General features: G+C 63.2%; 15 protein-coding genes and 1 tRNA gene. 9 read left to right on the top strand and 7 right to left on the bottom strand.

Going from position 1 to position 18063, the window contains the following annotated elements; genetic code table 11:
- The first annotated feature begins 76 nt into the window (after nt 1–76).
- Together katG and FIU94_RS10270 are read left to right on the top strand one after the other, a co-directional pair.
- A complete protein-coding gene (gene katG, locus FIU94_RS10275) occupies nt 77–2308 on the top strand; it encodes a catalase/peroxidase HPI (protein WP_152465712.1) in 2232 nt (743 codons plus the stop codon).
- Nucleotides 2309–2404: 96 nt separating this feature from the next.
- Nucleotides 2405–3409 carry an aminoglycoside phosphotransferase family protein gene (locus FIU94_RS10270; RefSeq protein WP_152465711.1) on the top strand — a complete coding sequence of 335 codons (1005 nt, stop codon included), beginning with the start codon at nt 2405–2407 and terminating at the stop codon, nt 3407–3409.
- 99 nt (nt 3410–3508) lie between these two features.
- Here the strand turns inward: FIU94_RS10270 and FIU94_RS10265 are convergent, their stop codons facing one another.
- The 4 genes from FIU94_RS10265 to FIU94_RS10250 form a co-directional block, all read right to left on the bottom strand.
- Nucleotides 3509–6637 (bottom strand): efflux RND transporter permease subunit, encoded by a 3129-nt coding sequence (locus FIU94_RS10265; protein ID WP_152465710.1) that lies wholly within the window; start codon nt 6635–6637, stop codon nt 3509–3511.
- Entirely contained in the window at nt 6634–7794 is a 1161-nt protein-coding gene (locus FIU94_RS10260; RefSeq protein ID WP_152465709.1) for an efflux RND transporter periplasmic adaptor subunit, read from the bottom strand. The genes FIU94_RS10265 and FIU94_RS10260 overlap by 4 nt, the downstream gene beginning before the upstream one ends.
- 228 nt (nt 7795–8022) lie before the next feature.
- Entirely contained in the window at nt 8023–8715 is a 693-nt protein-coding gene (locus FIU94_RS10255; RefSeq protein ID WP_152465708.1) for a D-lyxose/D-mannose family sugar isomerase, read from the bottom strand.
- Nucleotides 8716–8734: 19 nt separating this feature from the next.
- Complete coding sequence (locus FIU94_RS10250) at nt 8735–9922, bottom strand: ROK family transcriptional regulator (RefSeq protein WP_152465707.1); 1188 nt, start codon at nt 9920–9922, stop codon at nt 8735–8737.
- A 164-nt stretch (nt 9923–10086) separates the two neighbouring features.
- Between FIU94_RS10250 and FIU94_RS10245 the strand changes: the two genes are divergently transcribed.
- The 7 genes from FIU94_RS10245 to FIU94_RS10215 all read left to right on the top strand — a co-directional run bounded on the left by FIU94_RS10245 (nt 10087) and on the right by FIU94_RS10215 (nt 16679).
- Entirely contained in the window at nt 10087–11106 is a 1020-nt protein-coding gene (locus tag FIU94_RS10245; RefSeq protein ID WP_152465706.1) for a sugar ABC transporter substrate-binding protein, read from the top strand.
- Between the two features lie 104 nt (nt 11107–11210).
- On the top strand, nt 11211–12272 hold the full coding sequence (locus FIU94_RS10240) for an ABC transporter permease (RefSeq protein WP_152465705.1): 1062 nt from the start codon (nt 11211–11213) through the stop codon (nt 12270–12272).
- Complete coding sequence (locus FIU94_RS10235) at nt 12272–13036, top strand: ATP-binding cassette domain-containing protein (protein WP_152465704.1); 765 nt, start codon at nt 12272–12274, stop codon at nt 13034–13036. Before FIU94_RS10240 ends, FIU94_RS10235 begins: the two co-directional genes overlap by 1 nt.
- A gap of 11 nt (nt 13037–13047) precedes the next feature.
- The gene (locus FIU94_RS10230) at nt 13048–13701 is read left to right on the top strand and encodes a phosphoribulokinase (protein ID WP_254702509.1); all 654 of its coding nucleotides are present in this window, start codon (nt 13048–13050) and stop codon (nt 13699–13701) included.
- Between the two features lie 4 nt (nt 13702–13705).
- Nucleotides 13706–14638, top strand: coding sequence for a carbohydrate kinase (locus tag FIU94_RS10225; protein ID WP_152465703.1), 933 nt, complete (start codon nt 13706–13708; stop codon nt 14636–14638).
- 744 nt (nt 14639–15382) lie between these two features.
- A complete protein-coding gene (locus FIU94_RS10220; protein WP_172975887.1) occupies nt 15383–16309 on the top strand; it encodes a Hint domain-containing protein in 927 nt (308 codons plus the stop codon).
- 1 nt (nt 16310) lies between these two features.
- Nucleotides 16311–16679, top strand: coding sequence for a hypothetical protein (locus tag FIU94_RS10215; protein WP_152465701.1), 369 nt, complete (start codon nt 16311–16313; stop codon nt 16677–16679).
- Nucleotides 16680–16816: 137 nt separating this feature from the next.
- Here the strand turns inward: FIU94_RS10215 and FIU94_RS10210 are convergent.
- The 3 genes from FIU94_RS10210 to FIU94_RS10200 form a co-directional block, all read right to left on the bottom strand.
- Nucleotides 16817–16903: transfer RNA gene (locus FIU94_RS10210), tRNA-Leu, on the bottom strand.
- A gap of 40 nt (nt 16904–16943) precedes the next feature.
- A complete protein-coding gene (locus FIU94_RS10205; RefSeq protein WP_152465700.1) occupies nt 16944–17498 on the bottom strand; it encodes a tetratricopeptide repeat protein in 555 nt (184 codons plus the stop codon).
- 30 nt (nt 17499–17528) lie between these two features.
- A complete protein-coding gene (locus tag FIU94_RS10200) occupies nt 17529–18005 on the bottom strand; it encodes an Lrp/AsnC ligand binding domain-containing protein (protein WP_152465699.1) in 477 nt (158 codons plus the stop codon).
- Nucleotides 18006–18063 lie beyond the last annotated feature (58 nt).

Genomic DNA, 18063 nt, shown 5'->3' with positions numbered 1-18063 from the left:
ATCAGCAAAACCAACTTATAAATCCCGGTCCGCCCGGTTATAACGATTCTAATTCAGAAACCGAGGAGACATACCCATGGATGGAAACGATATCGACCAGAAGGGCGGCTGCCCCGTCATGCATGGCGCAGGCAAGCACACGACCCAGGACATGCGCTCCAACAGGGACTGGTGGCCGAACCAGCTGAACCTGAAGATCCTGCATCAGAACACCCCGTTGGGCGACCCGATGGGCGCGGATTTCAACTATGCCGAGGAATTCAAGAAGCTCGACCTCGACGCGGTGAAAAAGGACCTCGCCGCGCTGATGACCGACAGCCAGGACTGGTGGCCCGCGGATTACGGTCACTACGGGCCGATGTTCGTGCGCATGGCCTGGCACTCCGCCGGGACCTACCGCACCGGTGACGGGCGCGGCGGCTCGGGCTCGGGCTCGCAGCGTTTCGCGCCGCTGAACTCCTGGCCGGACAACGGCAACCTGGACAAGGCGCGCCGCCTGCTGTGGCCGATCAAGCAGAAATACGGCCGCGCCCTGTCCTGGGCCGACCTGATGATCCTGACCGGCAACGTCGCGATGGAAACCATGGGCTTCAAGACCTTCGGCTTCGCCGGGGGCCGCGTTGACATCTGGGAACCCGAAGAAGACATCTACTGGGGCACCGAGGAGGAATGGCTCGCCACTTCCGACAAGCCCGGCAGCCGCTATTCCGGCGAACGTGTGCTGGAAAACCCGCTGGCCGCCGTGCAGATGGGCCTGATCTATGTGAACCCGGAGGGCCCCGACGGCAACCCCGATCCGCAGGCCTCGGCCAACGACATCCGCGAAACCTTTGCCCGGATGGCGATGAACGACGAAGAAACCGTGGCGCTGACCGCCGGCGGCCACACCTTCGGCAAGGCGCATGGCGCGGGCGACGCGAGCCTCGTGGGGGCCGAACCCGAAGCGGGCGCCATCGAAGACATGGGGCTGGGCTGGAAGAGCAGCTTTGAATCCGGTGTCGGCCTGCACGCCATCACCAGCGGCATCGAGGGCGCATGGACGGCGACGCCCACGACCTGGGACATGTCCTATCTGGAAACGCTGCTGAACAACGAATGGGAACTGACAAAGAGCCCCGCGGGCGCCCATCAGTGGAAGCCCAAAGGCGACGCTCTGGCCGGGACGGTCCCGGACGCCCATGACGGCAGCCGCACGCATCAGCCGATGATGACCACCGCCGATATGGCAATGAAGGTCGACCCGGAATATGCCCGGATCGCCAAGCATTACCTCGACAACCCGGACGTCTTTGCCGATGCCTATGCCCGCGCTTGGTTCAAGCTGACCCACCGCGACATGGGGCCCAAGACCCGCTACCTGGGCAAGGAAGTGCCGGCGGAAGACCTGATCTGGCAGGACCCGATCCCCGAAGTGGATCACCCGCTGGTGGACCAGAGCGACATTGCCGCGCTCAAGGAGAAGATCCTGGCGACAGGGCTGAGCACCTCCGACCTGGTCTCTGTGGCCTGGGCCTCGGCCTCCACTTTCCGCGGCTCGGACAAGCGCGGCGGCGCCAATGGCGCGCGCATCCGTCTGGCCCCGCAGAAAGACTGGGAAGTCAACGAGCCTGCCAAGCTCGCCAAGGTTCTGGACGCGCTGGAAGGCGTGCAGAAGGACTTCAACGACAACGCCTCCGGCGGCAAGAAGGTATCGCTTGCGGACCTGATCGTGCTGGGCGGCAACGTCGGGGTGGAACAGGCGGCGAAAGCGGCCGGGCGCACCATCGAGGTTCCCTTCCGTCCCGGCCGCATGGACGCCAGCGCCGAGCAGACCGACGTGGAAAGCTTTGACGTGCTGGAGCCGCAGGCGGATGGCTTCCGCAACTACCTGAAGGCGGAGTTCGCGGTGCCGACCGAGAAACTGCTGGTGGACCGGGCCCAGCTGCTGACCCTGACCGCGCCGGAAATGACGGTGCTGGTGGGCGGCCTGCGGGTGCTGGGTGCCAACTATGGCGGCAGCGATCACGGTGTCTTCACCGACAAGCCGGGCACGCTGACGAACGACTTCTTTGTCAATATCCTGGACATGACCCACAGCTGGGAAGCTGTCGACGACAGTCAGCAGGTGTTCCAGGCCACCGATCGCAAGACCGGCAAAGTCACCCATACCGCAACCCGCGCCGACCTGATCTTTGGCTCCAACTCGCAACTGCGGGCGCTGGCCGAGGTCTATGGCGCGGCGGATGCGAACGACAGCTTTGTCGACGACTTCGTCAAGGCCTGGACCAAGGTGATGGAAGCCGACCGCTTCGACCTCGTCGCGGCCTGAGCCTGACCCGAACCAGATGCAGCGGCGCCCCCATCCGGGGCGCCGTTTGCGTTTGCGGCGCTTGCAAGCGGACCCCGAAATCGCCGATATGCGCCTATGACACCGGATCACCCCCAGCTTCACGCGTTTCTTGCCCGACACGGCCTTGAGAATGCCGCCCCGGTCGCCCTGCCCGGCGACGCCTCCGCCCGGCGTTATTACCGCCTGCCGGGGGCGGGGCTGCTTGTGATGGAGGACCCGAAGGATCCCGTGGGCTTTGCCGCCTTTATCCGTCTTTCCGCGCATCTGCGCGCGCTGGGGCTGAGCGCGCCCGAGGTGCTGGCCAAAGATACGGCACAGGGCCTTGCGCTGATCGAGGATTTCGGCACCACAACCTACGGCGCGCTGCTGGGGGCGGACGCGGACGAGACGGCGCTTTATGCGCTGGCGGTCGATGCGCTGGCGCATCTGCATGGGGCGCAGGGTGCCACGGCGGTTGCCGTGCCGGACTACAGCCTTGATACGTTTCTGGATGAACTGACGATCTTTTCCGACTGGTTCGTGCCCGCCCTGCGGCCCGACATGCCCCCGGCGGATTTCGACGCCCCCTGGCGCGCCCTGTGGCGACAGGCCCTTGGGCCGCTTGAGGGCAGGCCCCATACCCTGGTGCTGCGGGATTTCCACATCGACAACCTGATGCTGCTCAAAGACCGCACAGGTGTTGCACGCTGCGGGCTGCTGGACTTTCAGGACGCTGTCGCGGGTCCTGCGGAATACGACCTCGTCTCGTTGTTGCAGGATGCCCGCCGGGATCTGGCGCCGGGACTGGAGGCCTTGATGCTAAAGCGTTATCTCGCCGCTGTCCCCGCGGGGACGGACGACCGGGCCGGCATCCTGCACCGCTATCATCTGCTGGGCGCGCAGCGTCACACGCGCATCGCCGGGCTGTTTCCACGCCTCGACAGGCGGGACGGCAAACCGGGCTACCTGCGGTTCATGCCCCGCGTGATGGGCCAGATGCAAACCGCCCTGCGGGCCGCGGGGCTGACCGGGATCGAAGATTACCTCGACACCACCCTGCCCGGCTGGCGCGCGGCGGCAGGGCGCTTTGCGACGGGGTGAGCACAGGACGGCGATTTCAGCCACATTCTGTCCGCCCTTTGGTGACGCGGCACCTCCGCTGGCCCGCAGGTCACGCCAGCCGTTTACCCCGAAAGGCGGTCAGGCCCGCGCGGGCACACCGTCGCGCGGCACCGCCCGTTCTTTGCGCTTTTCCCCGAGCATCAGCATCGCAGGCGTGACGACCAATGTCAGGATCGTCGCCACGACAAGACCGCCCGCGATGGCGGACGACAATTCCGTCCACCACTGCGTCGACGGCGCGCCAAACACGATCTCGCGGGTGAAGAAGTTCAGGTTCACCCCGATCACCATCGGCATCAGCCCAAGCGCGGTCGTGACCGAGGTCAGCACCACCGGGCGCAGACGCTGCGCGCCGGTTCTCAGGGCTGCTTCCAACGGCGACTGTCCGTCGCGTTTCAGGTCATTGTAGGTGTCGATAAGGACGATGTTGTTGTTCACCACGATCCCGGCCAGGGCGATCACGCCAATGCCCCCCATCACGACGCCAAAGGGACGGCCCGTGACGATGAGGCCCAAAAGGACACCCGCCACCGAAAAGACGATTGCGCTCATCACGACGAAGGCCTGGTAGAAGCTGTTGAATTGCAGGACCAGGATCACGACCATCAGAAACAGCGCCGAGACAAACGCAGCCGCCAGAAATGTCATTGCCTCCTGCTGGTCCTCTGCCTCGCCCGCAAAGGAATAGCTGACGCCATCGGGAAACTCGACAGCGTTGAGCCGGGATTGCAGGGCGGAAATCTGGTCGTTGACCAGCACCCCCGGAGCGACATTCGCCTCGATGGTCACGACCCGGCGCTCATCGACCCGGCGCAGCGTGCCGACACGCTCGGACGGTGCGAAGTTCACGAAGTTCGAGATCGGGACAAGGCCGGCGGATGTCGGCACGCGCAGGTTCCCCAGCTGCGACAGGGATCGTTCCTCGCGCGGGAAGCGCACGCGGATATCGAGTTCGCCATCGGTATCGTCGGGGCGGTAGTCGGCAACCGTGATGCCCTGGGTCAGCAACTGGATCGCCTGCCCCAGCAAGCTGACATCCGCGCCATACCGGGCGGCTTCCTCGCGGTTCACGAGGATCGAAACCTCGACCCCGGGCAAAGGCCGCGTGTCGGTCACATCGGTAAAGCCGCCGATCTCCTCCATCAGGGCAAGCACCTCTGACACGGCGTCGGACTGCGTGTCGGGGTTGCGCGCCTGGATCTGAAGCTGCACCGGCTTGCCGGAGGTCGGCCCGCCGCTTTCCGTCTGGACCTGAACGTCGATGCCCGCGATGTCAGAGACGTCCGCGCGGATGCGCTCGCCGATCTGCGCCGCGGTGTCGCGGGTGTCCCAATCGGTCAGGTCAAGCTGGATGGTGCCGATGGTTTCCTCATCGCCCTGACCCGCGTTCATGGTGGTCCGGGCATAGACACTGTCGACGCCATCGTAGTCCAGCAGACGGTTCTCGACCTCGCGCACCAGGGCATCGCGCTCCCAGATCGAAAAGTTGTCGCGCGCCCGGACCTGAACCTGCATGAATTCCGGCTCCACGGAGGGGAAAAAGCTCAGCCCCCGCCCGAATTCACCGTACAGGGCAAAAGCCCCCATCAGCAGGGCAACCGCAAAGATCAATGTCGCGCCCGGCCGCAGGATCGCCCTTTCCAGAAAGCGGACATAGGCGCCGGTCGCGCCGCCCATCTGACGCGGATCGCCGAACTCGGCGGCATGAAGCGCGGCCTTGGCACTGGCGCTTTGCGGCTGGCGCTTGCCGATGACCCCACCCACGACCGGGATGAAGATCAACGCCATGAAGAGCGATGCAAAGAGCGTCAGCAGAACCGTGATCGGCAGAAACTTCATGAACTCGCCGACAAGCCCGGTCCAGAACAAAAGCGGAAAGAACACCGACAGCGTCGTGGCGGTCGAGGCGATGATCGGCCATGCCATGCGCTTGGCGGCAAAGGCATAGGCCGCCTTCTTGTCTGCGCCTTCCTGCAGACGGCGGTCGGCCAGTTCGACGGTGACGATCGCACCGTCCACCAGCATTCCCACCACCAGGATGAGCGAAAACAGCACGACGATGTTCATGGTGTAGCCCATGGCCCAGAGCGCCGTCACCCCGGCCAGAAACGCGCCGGGAATGGCCAGACCGACGAGAATGGCCGAGCGGAAGCCGAGCGCGAAGACGACGACGATCATGACGAGGATGATCGCCGCGATCACGTTGGCTTCGAGATCGGACAGCAGCGACTTAACCTGTTCGCTCTGGTCCTGAAGGTATGTCACCTGCACGGTATCGGGCCAATCGACACGCATTTCCGCGATCCTGGCCTTAACGTCGGCCACGGTTTCGATGATGTTGGCGCCGGAGCGTTTCTTGACCTCCAGCGAAATCGCGGGCTGTGCGTCGATCCGGGCAAAGCTTGTCGGGTCGTCGAAGGTGCGCCGCACGGTTGCGACGTCGCCAAAGGTCACGACGGCATCGTCGCGCACCTTGATCGGCATGTTCATGACGTCCTCGACATCCTCGATCAGGCCGGGCACCTTCAGCACGATGCGCCCGGCACCGGTTTCGATGGCACCGGCGGCGATTAGGCGGTTGTTGCGCTGAAGCTGACCGATGACCTCGTCAAAGCTGAGGTTGTAGGTCTGAAAGACCGTCGGATCTATCAGCACCTCCATGAACTCGGTGCGCTTGCCGCCGATTTCCACCTCCAGCACGCCGGGAAGGCCTTCAAGCTCTTCCTGGACATCGTCGGACAAGGCATTGAGCGTCCGCTCCGGCACCGGGCCTGACAAGACCGCCGTGATGATCGGAAAGAGCGCGGTATTGATTTCGGTGATCGTCAGGTCGCGCGCATCCTCCGGCAGATCGCTCTCGACGCGGTCGGCGGCCTCGCGCACCTTGTCCAGCGCCTCGTCGATATCCCCGCCGGCGGTGAATTCCAGCTGGACGCTGGCAAAGCCTTCGGCGGCCTCGCTCGACATTTTCTCCAGCCCCTCGATGCCGCCGAATTCGCTTTCCATCGGCTCCAGCAGCAGCCGCTCCGCGTCGGTGGGGCTGATGCCGTCAAGCCCTGTCGACACGTAGATCAGCGGCAGCGGCACCTCCGGGTTGGCTTCCTTGGGGATCGCGACATAGGCGAATGCGCCAACGCTCAGGATCATCACCAGCGCCATGATCACGACACGGCTGCGCGAGAATGAAGCGTCGATCAGACCGTTCATTGCTGTGTCTCCGCGGCCTGTTCCGCGTCTGCCTCTGCGGTCAGTTCGGGGCGGGCTTCGACGGTCTCGCCATTGCGCACGAACCCCTGTCCGATGGTGATGATCCGCGCCTCTTCGGGCAGGCCAGTGACCCAGATGCCGTCGACTTCGGCACGGACCACCTCGATCTCGTGGAAGACCACCACGCCGTCCTCGACGGTCTTGACCCCCGTCACCCCATCCGGCGCGAGGGACACCACGGAGGGCGATATGAAATGCGCTTGCCGCTCGCCGGTCGGGATGCGGATTTCGGCGGAAATACCCGCGGGGATGGCGCCGTCTTCGTTGTCCACTTCGATCTCGGCAAGAAAGGTTCGGGTCTCAGCCGAGGCGGAGGTGCCGACGAACGTCACGCGCCCCTCGCGTTCTTCGCCGGTGATGAAGGACACATCGGCCTTCTGACCGTTCTGGATGCGCCGCAACGCCTGCTGCGGCACCTGCAGGGTGACGGTCAAGGGCCGGTTGTCGACGATGCGGCCGATATCGCTGCCGGCTGAAATATACTCGCCCGCGTCGAGCGAGAGGGTTTCGATCCGGCCATCGAAGGGTGCCACGACATTGGTGCTGTCGAGCGCCTCTTGCGCCGCTGTCACCGCGGCCTTCGCCGATGCGAGCGTGGCCTGCGCCTGTGACAAGCGGTCCTGCGTGCCGACACCGCGTTCAAGCAGTTCCGACGCATTGTCGAATTCCCGCTGCGCCCGGCTTTGTTCCTCAAGCGCGCGGTTCAGGTCGGCTTCGACACGGTCGCTGGCAAGGCGTGCGATGATGTCCCCCTGGGACACGTCGCTGCCTTTTTCGACCAGCACCTCTGCCACGTCCCCCGATGCTTCGGCGCGGATCGCGGTATCCCGGTCGGGCTGGGCCTGCCCTTCGGCCTGAAAGAACAGCGTGACGGCTTCGGCCTGCGACTTGCGGATGGCGACCGCAACAGGTGCGGGATCCTCCGCCGCCGCATCGGGGCTGGCGCCGTCTTCGGACGGCAGGATGAAACCGCTGCCCATCCACGCCACGATGGCGACAAGAATACCCGCCGCGACCCATATCGAACGGGACGCCCCCCTGTCGCTTTCAAAGGACAGCACCTGGCGCTCTTGCTTTACATCTTCGGTCTTGGTCATGCGGTCTCCGTCAGGCTTTGGGCATGCGATCCTTCGAAAAGACACCGCTGCCCGCAATGGTGCGGCGCTGTCTGGGTACAGGCGCGCATGATAAAAGAGGCGGTTGCGATCACCGCGTTCCATATTCGCAGGTTTTCCTGATTTTGCAGATACTGAAAATGCCGGTGCTTTGCCAACAGGTGCCGGTAACAAATCCGCCACCGGCTCAGCCGCGCCGCGCGCCTAGGCTCACTCTGCCGTAAAACACGCGGCGTAGTCGCTGACCAGCAGGTGCGCGGGCTCTGCATCCTCGTCAATCTGCGAAAACCGCGAGATCGGGTCGTGAAAGATGTTATCGGTTTCGTCGTCATTGACGGTGCTGACCTCGCCGATCAGGACATCCGCCTGTTCGGCCCAGAAGGCGTGCCAGTCGCCGGGGCGCAACGTGACGCTTTCGCCCGGCGCGAGCCGCAGTTTGTCACCCGCCCCGAACGTCACCGGCAGACCGTCGCACATCACGGCACCGCCGCCCTGCGGGTCCAGGTGCCCGCCGGCATCGGAGCCGAAGAGTTCGACCACCAGCGTGCCGCCCCCACGGTTGATGATATCTTCGGCTTTGACGCGGTGGGTGTGCATCGGCGAGATCTGGTCGCGGCGCGAGATCAGCAGCTTCTCGGCGTAGCACATGCCGCGCCCGGCGTTCAGATCGCTCAACAGACCGTTGCGCAAAGTGAACAGAACCAGCCCCATTTCGTCAAAACGCCCCGCGCCGTAGTCGGTGACATCCCAACCGCAGCGCGAACGGATCAGATGCGCGGCGCTGTCCTGACGCGCGACAAATTCGGCCGGGGTCCACTGCGCAAAGGGCGGCAGGCTGACGCCGTGCCGGTCGAACATCGCGGCGGCGTCTTGGAGACGTGAATTGATTTCAGACCGCTTCATTGGGGCCACTTCCTGTCAGTCAGACGAGTTGCGTCGTGGTGAAAAACTGGCTGTAGATCGGATCGCAGGCCGCACCCAGCGCGCGTGCTTCGCCTCCGATGACGCCCTCGGCGACCTCCGGCACGAGCAATCCGCGGCTGTCTTCGTCGGGGAGCTTGACGCGCACGGCTTCGACCAGTCGGTGGCGCACGTCCTGAGGCAGCGCACCGTCGATGATCACCGCCTCGAAGTCGATGACCGCGCAGGCGGACATGCAGGCCTGTGCAATCGCATGGGCCGCGCCGTCGATCCAGTCGCTGACCTCTGCCTCGAAGCGGGACCAGTCCTGCGGTTGTCTCCAAAGTTCCCGGTAATCTTTTCCGGCCTTGGCAAGGGCATCTTCAAGAACATGAACGGAAGCCACATCGAGCAGCTGTCTGGTCTGACCAGCGCGGTTTCCGACCCGCAACGGCGCGAAGGACCCCGCGTTTCCCCTGCTTCCTTCGTACACGGACTGGTTCAGCACGATACCGCCGCCGATGAAGGTGGAGACGAAGAAATAGGCATAGTCGCTGAAGTCCCGCCCTCGCCCGTAGAGCTGTTCGGCCCAGCATGCGCTGGTGGCGTCGTTCAGCATGAACACGGGCAGATCGGTGAACCGGGCGACTTCCTCTTCGAATGACAGATCCTTCCAGGACAGGAAATCCTCCGGCGTGTTGCCGTCCGAGGCGCCCCATTTCCAGATTTCGAAGGGGGCCGCGATGCCGAAACCGCACAGCCGTTCCGCGGCCTTGGGGCCGATCTGTGCACGCGCGTCGGCATAGCTGTCCGCGAGAAACGCAAAGACAGTCTGCGGAATGGCGATGTCGTAGGTCAGATTGCGCTTGAACAGAGTTGCGCCGCAGAAGTCCATGACGATCAGATCGCAGCTGCGCCGACCCAGTTTGCACCCGACCGAGAGCGCCCCGAGCGGGTTCAGCGCAATCGGCACCGAAGGCTTGCCGACCTTGCCGCGCACCGGCTTGCCCTGTCGTGTCAGACCGTCGCTTTTGAGCTTGCGGAGAATGACCGAAACGGTCTGAGCGGACAGGCCGGTCTGCCGGGCCAGATCGCTGCCGGGCATCGCGCCATGACGCTGCAACTGGGACAGGATGAGCCGCTCGTTCACATTGCGCAGCCCGCTTTGATCCGTGCGCCGCGCGGCGCTTATCTGGTCAGTCTTGTTCATCAAATACGGTCTAGCCAAAGCAGTGATACGAGGGAAGTCTCCGTTCGCCCCATTAATAAGTCAAGATGATTTATTAATTGACAGCGGGCGACCTTCCGTAAACTTTGTACCCGTCGCAACGTCCCGATTCGGGCGCTGGTCGAACCATTCTGGGAGGAAAAACCATGAAGAAACTTATCGCCGGGACCGCGCTGGGTCTGATCGCAATGGCAGGCACCGCATCGGCTGATGCGCATTCCGTATCGGCCTGCCTGATCACGAAGACGGACACCAACCCCTTTTTCGTCAAGATGCGCGAAGGTGCGCAGGCCAAGGCCGAAGAGCTGGGCATGGAGCTGAACACCTACGCGGGCAAGATCGACGGCGACCATGAAACGCAGGTGGCCGCGATTGAAACCTGCATCGCCAACGGCGCGAAGGGGATCCTCCTGACACCGTCCGACACGTCCTCCATCGTGCCCGCCGTGCAGCAGGCGCGCGACGCCGGTATCCTTGTGATCGCGCTCGATACGCCGCTTGATCCGATCGACGCTGCCGACATGACATTCGCGACCGACAACTTTCTGGCGGGCGAACTGATTGGCAAATGGGCTGCCGCAACGCTGGGTGACGAAGCGCAGAACGCAAAGATCGCCATGCTTGACCTGGCCGTCAGCCAGCCGACCGTCGGCGTCTTGCGCGACCAGGGTTTCCTGCAGGGCTTTGGCATCGACCTGGGCGATCCCAGCAAATGGGGCGATGAGACCGATCCGCGTATCGTCGGCAACGACGTGACCGCCGGCAACGAGGAAGGCGGCCGCAAGGCGATGGAGAACCTTCTGGCGCAGGATCAGGACATCAACGTGGTCTACACGATCAACGAACCTGCCGCGGCGGGCGCCTATGAAGTGCTCAAGGACATCGGCCGCGAGAACGACGTCCTGATCGTTTCCGTCGATGGCGGTTGCCCCGGCGTGCAGAACATCGAGGACGGCGTGATCGGCGCGACCTCGCAGCAGTACCCGCTGCTGATGGCGTCCAAGGGGATCGAGGCAATCGCGGCCTTTGCCGAGGACGGCACAAAGCCGCAGGCGACGGAAGGCAAGGATTTCTTCGACACCGGCGTCGCGCTGGTCACGGACCAGCCGGTCGAGGGTGTCGACAGCATCAGCGTCGCCGAGGGCAAGGACCTCTGCTGGGGTTGATCCCGACCGGACCGACAACAAGACCCTGCCGGGCGGAAACGATCGCCCGGCAGACGCCTCATGCGCGAGGCTCTTGATCACAGACGACCTAACGGGAGCGGGCAATGTCCAGCGGAGATAACTACGAGGCCGCAGCCTCGAAAAGCGCGACCGATGTTGCGCGTTTCGATGAAACCTCTGGCGGATTTGTCACCAGGATACACCATGCCCTGCATGTGACCCCGGCGCTTGTGCCGCTGATCGTCCTTGTGGCGTCCATCATCGTTTTCGGGGTGCTGCTGGGGTCGCGGTTCTTTTCCCCCTTCGCGCTGACGCTGATCCTGCAGCAGGTGCAGATCGTCGGGATCGTCGCCGCGGCGCAGAGCCTCGTCATCCTGACCGCCGGGATCGACCTGAGCGTCGGGGCCATCGCCGTCATTTCCTCTGTCGTCATGGGGCAGTTCACGTTCCGCTATGGCCTGCCCGCGGAAGTCGCCGTTGCCTGCGGCCTTGCCTTCGGCACCTTGATCGGGACCCTCAACGGCTGGCTCGTCGCGGTGATGAAGCTGCCGCCCTTCATCGTCACGCTCGGCATGTGGCAGATCGTGCTGGCCGCGAACTTCCTTTATTCCGCGAATGAAACGATCCGCAGCCAGGAGATCGCCGCCGAAGCCCCCCTGCTGCAGCTGCTGGGCATGAAATTCAAACTGGGCGGCGCGATCTTTACGCTTGGCGTGGTCTTCCTGCTGGTCCTCGTTGTCCTGCTTGCCTATGTGCTCAAGCACACCGCCTGGGGCAGACATGTCTACGCCGTCGGCGACGACCCCGACGCGGCCGAACTGTCCGGCGTCGATGTCAGGAAAACGATCATCTCGGTTTACGCCATCGCGGGCCTGATCTGCGCTTTCGCGGGCTGGGCCCTGATCGGGCGGATCGGGTCGGTCTCTCCGACCTCGGGTCAATTGCTGAATATCGAGAGCATTACCGCTGTCGTGATTGGCGGGATCTCCCTCTTCGGGGGGCGCGGGTCCATCCTGGGTACGTTTTTCGGTGCCCTGATCGTCGGCGTCTTCACGCTGGGTCTGCGTCTGGCGGGCGCGGACGCGCAATGGACATATCTGCTGATCGGCGTGCTGATCATCGCCGCGGTCGCGGTGGACCAATGGATTAGAAAGGTGGCAGCCTGATGGAACCGATGTTGAAAGCCCGTGGACTGGTCAAACGCTACGGCAAGGTGACGGCCCTCGATCACTGTGATTTCGATCTGATGCCGGGCGAGATCATGGCCATCATCGGTGACAACGGGGCTGGCAAAAGCTCTTTGATCAAGGCGCTTTCGGGTGCGGTCGTGCCCGACGACGGGACCGTCATGCTGGAGGGCAAGGAGGTTCACTTCCGCTCTCCGATCGACGCGCGGCACGCGGGCATCGAAACGGTCTACCAGACCCTGGCCATGTCCCCTGCCCTGTCCATCGCGGACAACATGTTCATGGGGCGGGAACTGCGCAAACCGGGGTTCCGGGGATCCGTCCTGCGACAGCTCGACCGCAAGCGCATGGAGGAAGTCGCCCGTGAAAAGCTGTCGGACCTCGGGCTGATGACGATCCAGAACATCAACCAGGCGGTGGAAACCCTGTCAGGCGGGCAGCGACAGGGCGTCGCCGTGGCGCGGGCGGCGGCCTTCGGCTCCAAGGTCATCATACTGGATGAACCGACGGCCGCCCTGGGGGTAAAGGAAAGCCGCAAGGTTCTTGAGCTGATCCTCGAAGTCAAAAGCCGCGGTATTCCGATCATCCTGATCAGCCACAACATGCCGCACGTCTTCGAAGTCGCCGACCGCATCCACGTCCACCGACTTGGCAAGCGGCTGTGTCTGATCGACCCGAAGGCGCATTCGATGTCCGACGCCGTGGCCTATATGACAGGCGCCGCCGTGCCTGAAGCCGCTTAGGGGCTGCGCCCATGCTCACCGATCTGTCCGACAGGATCAGGGCGACCCCTTTCAGCGGGACGCGGCGGCTGGTTGCCCTGGTCGGTGCCCCGGCAAGCGGGAAGTCGACACTGGCAGAGGCGCTGGCCGAAAAGGACCAGACCATGCAGGTCGTCCCGATGGACGGCTTCCACCTGGACAACGCCATTCTGTCCGATCGCGGGTTATTGCGCCGCAAAGGCGCGCCGGAAACCTTCGATGTTGCGGGTTTCGTGCATCTGGTCAAACGGCTCGGGGTCGAGGATGACGTGGTGTTTCCGCTTTTTGACCGGGCGCGCGACCAATCCATCGCCGGCGCGGGGGCGATCAGGCCCGACACGCAGACAGTCCTCGTGGAGGGCAATTATCTGATGCTGGACCAGCCGGGGTGGCGGGATCTGGCACCGCTGTGGGACCTCTCCGTGCGGATTGACGTCCCGCTTGATGTCTTGCGGGATCGTCTGCTGCAACGCTGGGCCGATCACGGCTACAGTCCGGCGGAGGCGGCAGAAAAGGCAAACGGCAACGATCTGCCGAACGCGGCGCTCGTGCTTGAGAACGGGCTGCCCTGCGATGTCGTTGTTGCCGACAATCAGCTTTGCAACGCAGGGCCGCCCACCCCGAATGTCATGAAGAAGGTCGAATGATCCGATGATATTATGCTGCGGTGAAGCCTTGATTGACATGATCCCCGCCCCGACCCTGACAGGGGCGGACGGGTTCGTGCCGCACGTCGGCGGGGCCATATTCAACACCGCCATAGCCTTGGGCCGGCTCGGGGCGCCGACCGGGATGCTGACCGGTCTGTCGACGGACATGTTCGGCCAACAGCTTGCCGCGGCACTGGGCGAAAGCCAGGTGGATACGTCGCGGATCATCACCTCCGACCGGCCGACGACGCTGGCCTTCGTGCGGCTCGACGGCGGCCACGCGACCTATACGTTCTTCGACGAACGCTCTGCGGGGCGGATGTTGACGCCGCAGGACATGCCGGTCCTGAACGCAGACGTGTCCGCGCTTTACCTCGGCGGGATCAGCCTGGCGTGCGAGCCGGGCGCCGATGCCTATGCCGCGCTGCTGAAAAGCGAGGGGCCGAACCGCCCGGTCATGATCGACCCGAATATCCGACCGGGATTCATTGATGACGTCTCCGCCTACCGGGCGCGCCTCGACACGGCCATGACGCAGGCAGATGTCGTCAAGGTTTCCGACGAGGACCTTGGCTGGCTGGTCTCAGGACAGGCGCCACTGAAAGACAAGGCCATGACCCTGCTTGACAGGGGGCCTGCCGCGGTAATCCTCACCCGCGGCGGGAAGGGTGCGACCGGCTATCTGAAATCGGGCGCCGAAGTCGATGTTCCTGCCCTCCGCGCAGAGGTTGTGGACACGGTCGGCGCCGGTGACACGTTCAACGCGGGCGTGCTGGCAAACCTTCATGAGACCGGGAACCTGACCAAGACGGGGGTATCGGAGATGTCGCCGGAGGTGCTGCGGCGCGCCATCGAGTTTGGCGCCAAAGTTGCGGCGATCACGGTATCGCGCGCCGGGGCAAACCCGCCCTGGGCCAGCGAAGTCGCAGGTTAGCCACGTTCCGACACCGGCACCCCGAAGGTGATCAGGTTATCGCGGCAATCCAATGCGGGCGGTGGGCATCCGCCAACCGTCCGGCCCGACCCCGAATGCACAACAGACCCCGTGCCGCATCGTTTCGAGTGAGCGTCTGAGCGCCGCGCCTCAAGGTGTCCCGCCTTGCACCTTGACCGTGCAACGCCGCAGCGAATCGCGGCAATCAAACGGCTGCGCATTCCAAAATTCCGGCGCATTGCCCCAGCATCCGATCCGACCACCAGCTCTTTGGCGCAGCCTGGCTGCCTTGCATTTGCCATATTTCGGGATCGGCGACCCGGGCTCTTCCAAGTTTGGTCACAAAAGCTCACATCGCTGACGCAATTGCCGAAATTCGCTTCTGTCCAGCACGTTATTTCGATGATCGACCGCCTGAGCAATACAACTTAAGCGGTCTCAAAATGCATGTATGCACACAATTTTAAGAAGAGTAGAGCCTTTCAAATTTCGATGGAAATTTGTCAGACCACTCCAAATAGTTGCCAGTATTTTGGTTAATAATCCCTTTTACATACGGAATATTGTTTGAACCTCGATGGGAGCCGCAGAAATCAGACAACTATAACGAGAGTTTGTAACTATTAACCACGCCTTGGCCAGAAACAAGGCGATACAGTTAAAGGTTGAGTGATGCCACAGCGTACGATTACACTTTTCGAACCCGGTTTACTGGGTCTCATCTCGGGAAGCGGTGACGCTTCCTTGACACTCCAAGACGACGACGATGCCTTTTTCGAGGTGCCCGACCAGACGGGCGACAACCAGACAGCGACCCTCGACGGCACCGAAGTCACCATCAACAGCATCCAGACCGCCCTTGGCGCGCAGTTGATCACCGTTCTGGACGGCGGCGTTGAAGTTCAACTGTCATTGACGCCTGTCCGCGTTACCGTCGAGACCGGGCTGTTCGACACCAGCTACATCTATTTCCCGGACCTGCCGGAAGGCGCGGAAATCACGGTCGGCCTGTCGCTGTCCGTGCTGTTCCCCAACGATTACGATGTGCCGCTTTGTCTGGCCCACGACACTCTTGTCAGGACACCGGGCGGGTTGCGTCAGATCGGGGATATCCGTCATGGCGATCTTGTCGACACCGTCGATGAGGGGCCGCAGGATGTCAAATGGGTCGGCCTCCGCGACATCGACTTCAACAGGATGCCTGAAATGCGCAAGCACAGGCCGATCCTGATCCGCAAGGGCGCTTTTGGCGATGGCCACCCCTATCGCGATCTCGTGGTGTCGCCGCAGCATGCCATCGTCTTTGACAGCTGGGAAGCGGCCTATCTGACAGGAACGGAAGAGTCGATGGTCCCCGCCAGGGCGCTGGTCAACGGGACAAGCGTCGTCCAGATGCACGATTGCGAGCGCGTGACCTATTGCCACCTGCTGTTCGACCGGCATCAGGTGATCTGGGCACACGGGATGCCTGTCGAAAGCCTGTATCTGGGGGATCTTGCGGTCGATACGATCAGGTACGAGAACCGGCAGGAACTTCACGACGTCTTTCCAGACCTCGCGCAGGTGCAAAATAGGTTCAAGCAGCGGGCCAGGCCCAGAATGAAGTCGCCCGAAGCGGCTGTCCTGATGCATGCCTTCGCCATGCAGCACAACACGACGTGGAGGGCATGAAATGGGACAAGCCCTTCCGATCTATCCCAAGTGGATCGACGTCTACGCCCGGGACTCCAAGGTCACATACGGCGTCTTCACGCCCGCCTGTGTCGAAAGCATTGCCCGACTGCCTGACCTGAATTTCCTGATCCTTCGCAATCTCGGCTGCAGAAAGAATTCGCCCGAAGCACTGAGGTACCGGATCAATGTCCTGCACAGGCTGTTCGACGAAGCATTGTGGGCTACCGATCGTTTCGTGCAGTCGAGCAGGCTGATGAGGGTCGGCGGCAGGCTGGATTTGATGATCGGTGTCGACCCCGTCGGCGGAAGCAGTTGGACCGCATGGGGGCAACCACCGCATCCGATCGCTGCCGAAAGGATCCATTGACCGACGAAACAAAGCGCAACCTTCCCGGGGCCGACATCCCGGTCGTGCCTCGGGACGGACGGAATGTGGTGCAGGTGAGAGGACGATACTCGAACCGAACCGGCCTCAAGTGGCCCAAGGCGGTAGGCCAATAGAAGTGGTGCGGGCGGTGGGACTCGAACCCACACGGGGCTACGCCCCAACAGATTTTAAGTCTGGTATGTCTACCATTCCATCACGCCCGCTCGGGCCGCACCATAGCCGCTGGGCGCGGGGTGTAAATGGTCAGATGTCCCGCCCCCTGGGGCCAAGCGGTGCGCCCTCGGCCAGCAATGCCGCCTCCGATAGCCAGGGATTGTTGCCGACCGCTTCCAGAAGCTGCGCGCGGGCCGCCTCGATACGGCCCAGGTTCATCAGGGTCAGCGCCCGACCCGATTGGGCGGCGATGTGCAGCGGTTGCAGGCCCAGCGCGATGTCGAGATCGGCCAGCGCGGCCTCGTAATTCTCTTGCAGAAAATGGATGTAGGCGCGCTGGTTGAAGCCTTCGGCGTAGTCGGGGCAGTAGTCCGTCAGGCGGTCGAACTCTGCCAGCGCGCCCGCGAAGTCATAGGAGTCACGCCGCCGCAGCCCGGTGTCCAGCACCTCCTGCGCGGCCTCGTCCGGGGCGCGAAGCCAGACCTGCCACATTTCGCCTGAGATGCGGCGCCCGTCGGTGTAGGTCTCTGCCGCCTGCGATTTGGCGATGAGGTTCAGCATTTCCGACCGCACATCGGGCGGCGCGGGACAATCGGCAAGGCCGATGACGGGAAAAAGAACGAGGGCAAGAGCAAGATTTCGCATGTGTCAGACTTGCCCCGACTTGACCCTGCGTCAAGCACTATCCGCCAGCATGGTCTCCTTCACCGCTTCCATCGCCACATAGGTAGAGGTGTTTGACACATGGGGCAGGCTTGATATCGTCTCTCCCAGGAACCTGCGATAGGCGGACATGTCGGGTGTGCGCACCTTGAGCAGGTAATCGAAGTGACTTGCGATCATATGCGCCTGTTCGATCTCGGGCACTTTGGCCACCGCCGCGTTGAAGGCCCTGAGCGCCGCCTCGCGGGTGTCGTTGAGCCGTACCTCGACAAAGGCGACGTGATCCAGCCCCAGCCGGATCGGGTCGAGCAGCGCCCGGTAGCCGATGATCACCCCGGTTTCCTCCAGCCGCCGCAGGCGGGCTTGGGTGGGGGATTTGGACAGGCCGATCCGCTTGGCAAGGTCGGTGATGCTGATGCGGCCATCCTCAGCGAGGACGGCCAGAATCGACCGGTCGAAACGGTCCAGCTCAAAAATGTCATTTTTCACTTCGATTGCCCCAAAATCCTGTCGATTTACCCCGCGATTACCCGAACATAAGGCAAAA

Origin of the sequence: Sulfitobacter sp. THAF37 (assembly GCF_009363555.1) — a bacterium.
Lineage (GTDB): Bacteria > Pseudomonadota > Alphaproteobacteria > Rhodobacterales > Rhodobacteraceae > Sulfitobacter.
Note: the sequence above shows the minus strand (reverse complement) of the source record. Positions and strands in the feature narration are given on the sequence as shown.

Excerpts from the sequence above, each read along its gene's own strand:
- katG (WP_152465712.1), top strand. The coding sequence starts at position 77 with ATGGATGGAAACGATATCGACCAGAAGGGCGGCTGCCCCGTCATGCAT.
- FIU94_RS10270 (WP_152465711.1), top strand. The coding sequence starts at position 2,405 with ATGACACCGGATCACCCCCAGCTTCACGCGTTTCTTGCCCGACACGGC.
- FIU94_RS10265 (WP_152465710.1), bottom strand. The coding sequence starts at position 6,637 with ATGAACGGTCTGATCGACGCTTCATTCTCGCGCAGCCGTGTCGTGATC.
- FIU94_RS10260 (WP_152465709.1), bottom strand. The coding sequence starts at position 7,794 with ATGACCAAGACCGAAGATGTAAAGCAAGAGCGCCAGGTGCTGTCCTTT.
- FIU94_RS10255 (WP_152465708.1), bottom strand. The coding sequence starts at position 8,715 with ATGAAGCGGTCTGAAATCAATTCACGTCTCCAAGACGCCGCCGCGATG.
- FIU94_RS10250 (WP_152465707.1), bottom strand. The coding sequence starts at position 9,922 with ATGAACAAGACTGACCAGATAAGCGCCGCGCGGCGCACGGATCAAAGC.
- FIU94_RS10245 (WP_152465706.1), top strand. The coding sequence starts at position 10,087 with ATGAAGAAACTTATCGCCGGGACCGCGCTGGGTCTGATCGCAATGGCA.
- FIU94_RS10240 (WP_152465705.1), top strand. The coding sequence starts at position 11,211 with ATGTCCAGCGGAGATAACTACGAGGCCGCAGCCTCGAAAAGCGCGACC.
- FIU94_RS10235 (WP_152465704.1), top strand. The coding sequence starts at position 12,272 with ATGGAACCGATGTTGAAAGCCCGTGGACTGGTCAAACGCTACGGCAAG.
- FIU94_RS10230 (WP_254702509.1), top strand. The coding sequence starts at position 13,048 with ATGCTCACCGATCTGTCCGACAGGATCAGGGCGACCCCTTTCAGCGGG.
- FIU94_RS10225 (WP_152465703.1), top strand. The coding sequence starts at position 13,706 with ATGATATTATGCTGCGGTGAAGCCTTGATTGACATGATCCCCGCCCCG.
- FIU94_RS10215 (WP_152465701.1), top strand. The coding sequence starts at position 16,311 with ATGGGACAAGCCCTTCCGATCTATCCCAAGTGGATCGACGTCTACGCC.
- FIU94_RS10205 (WP_152465700.1), bottom strand. The coding sequence starts at position 17,498 with ATGCGAAATCTTGCTCTTGCCCTCGTTCTTTTTCCCGTCATCGGCCTT.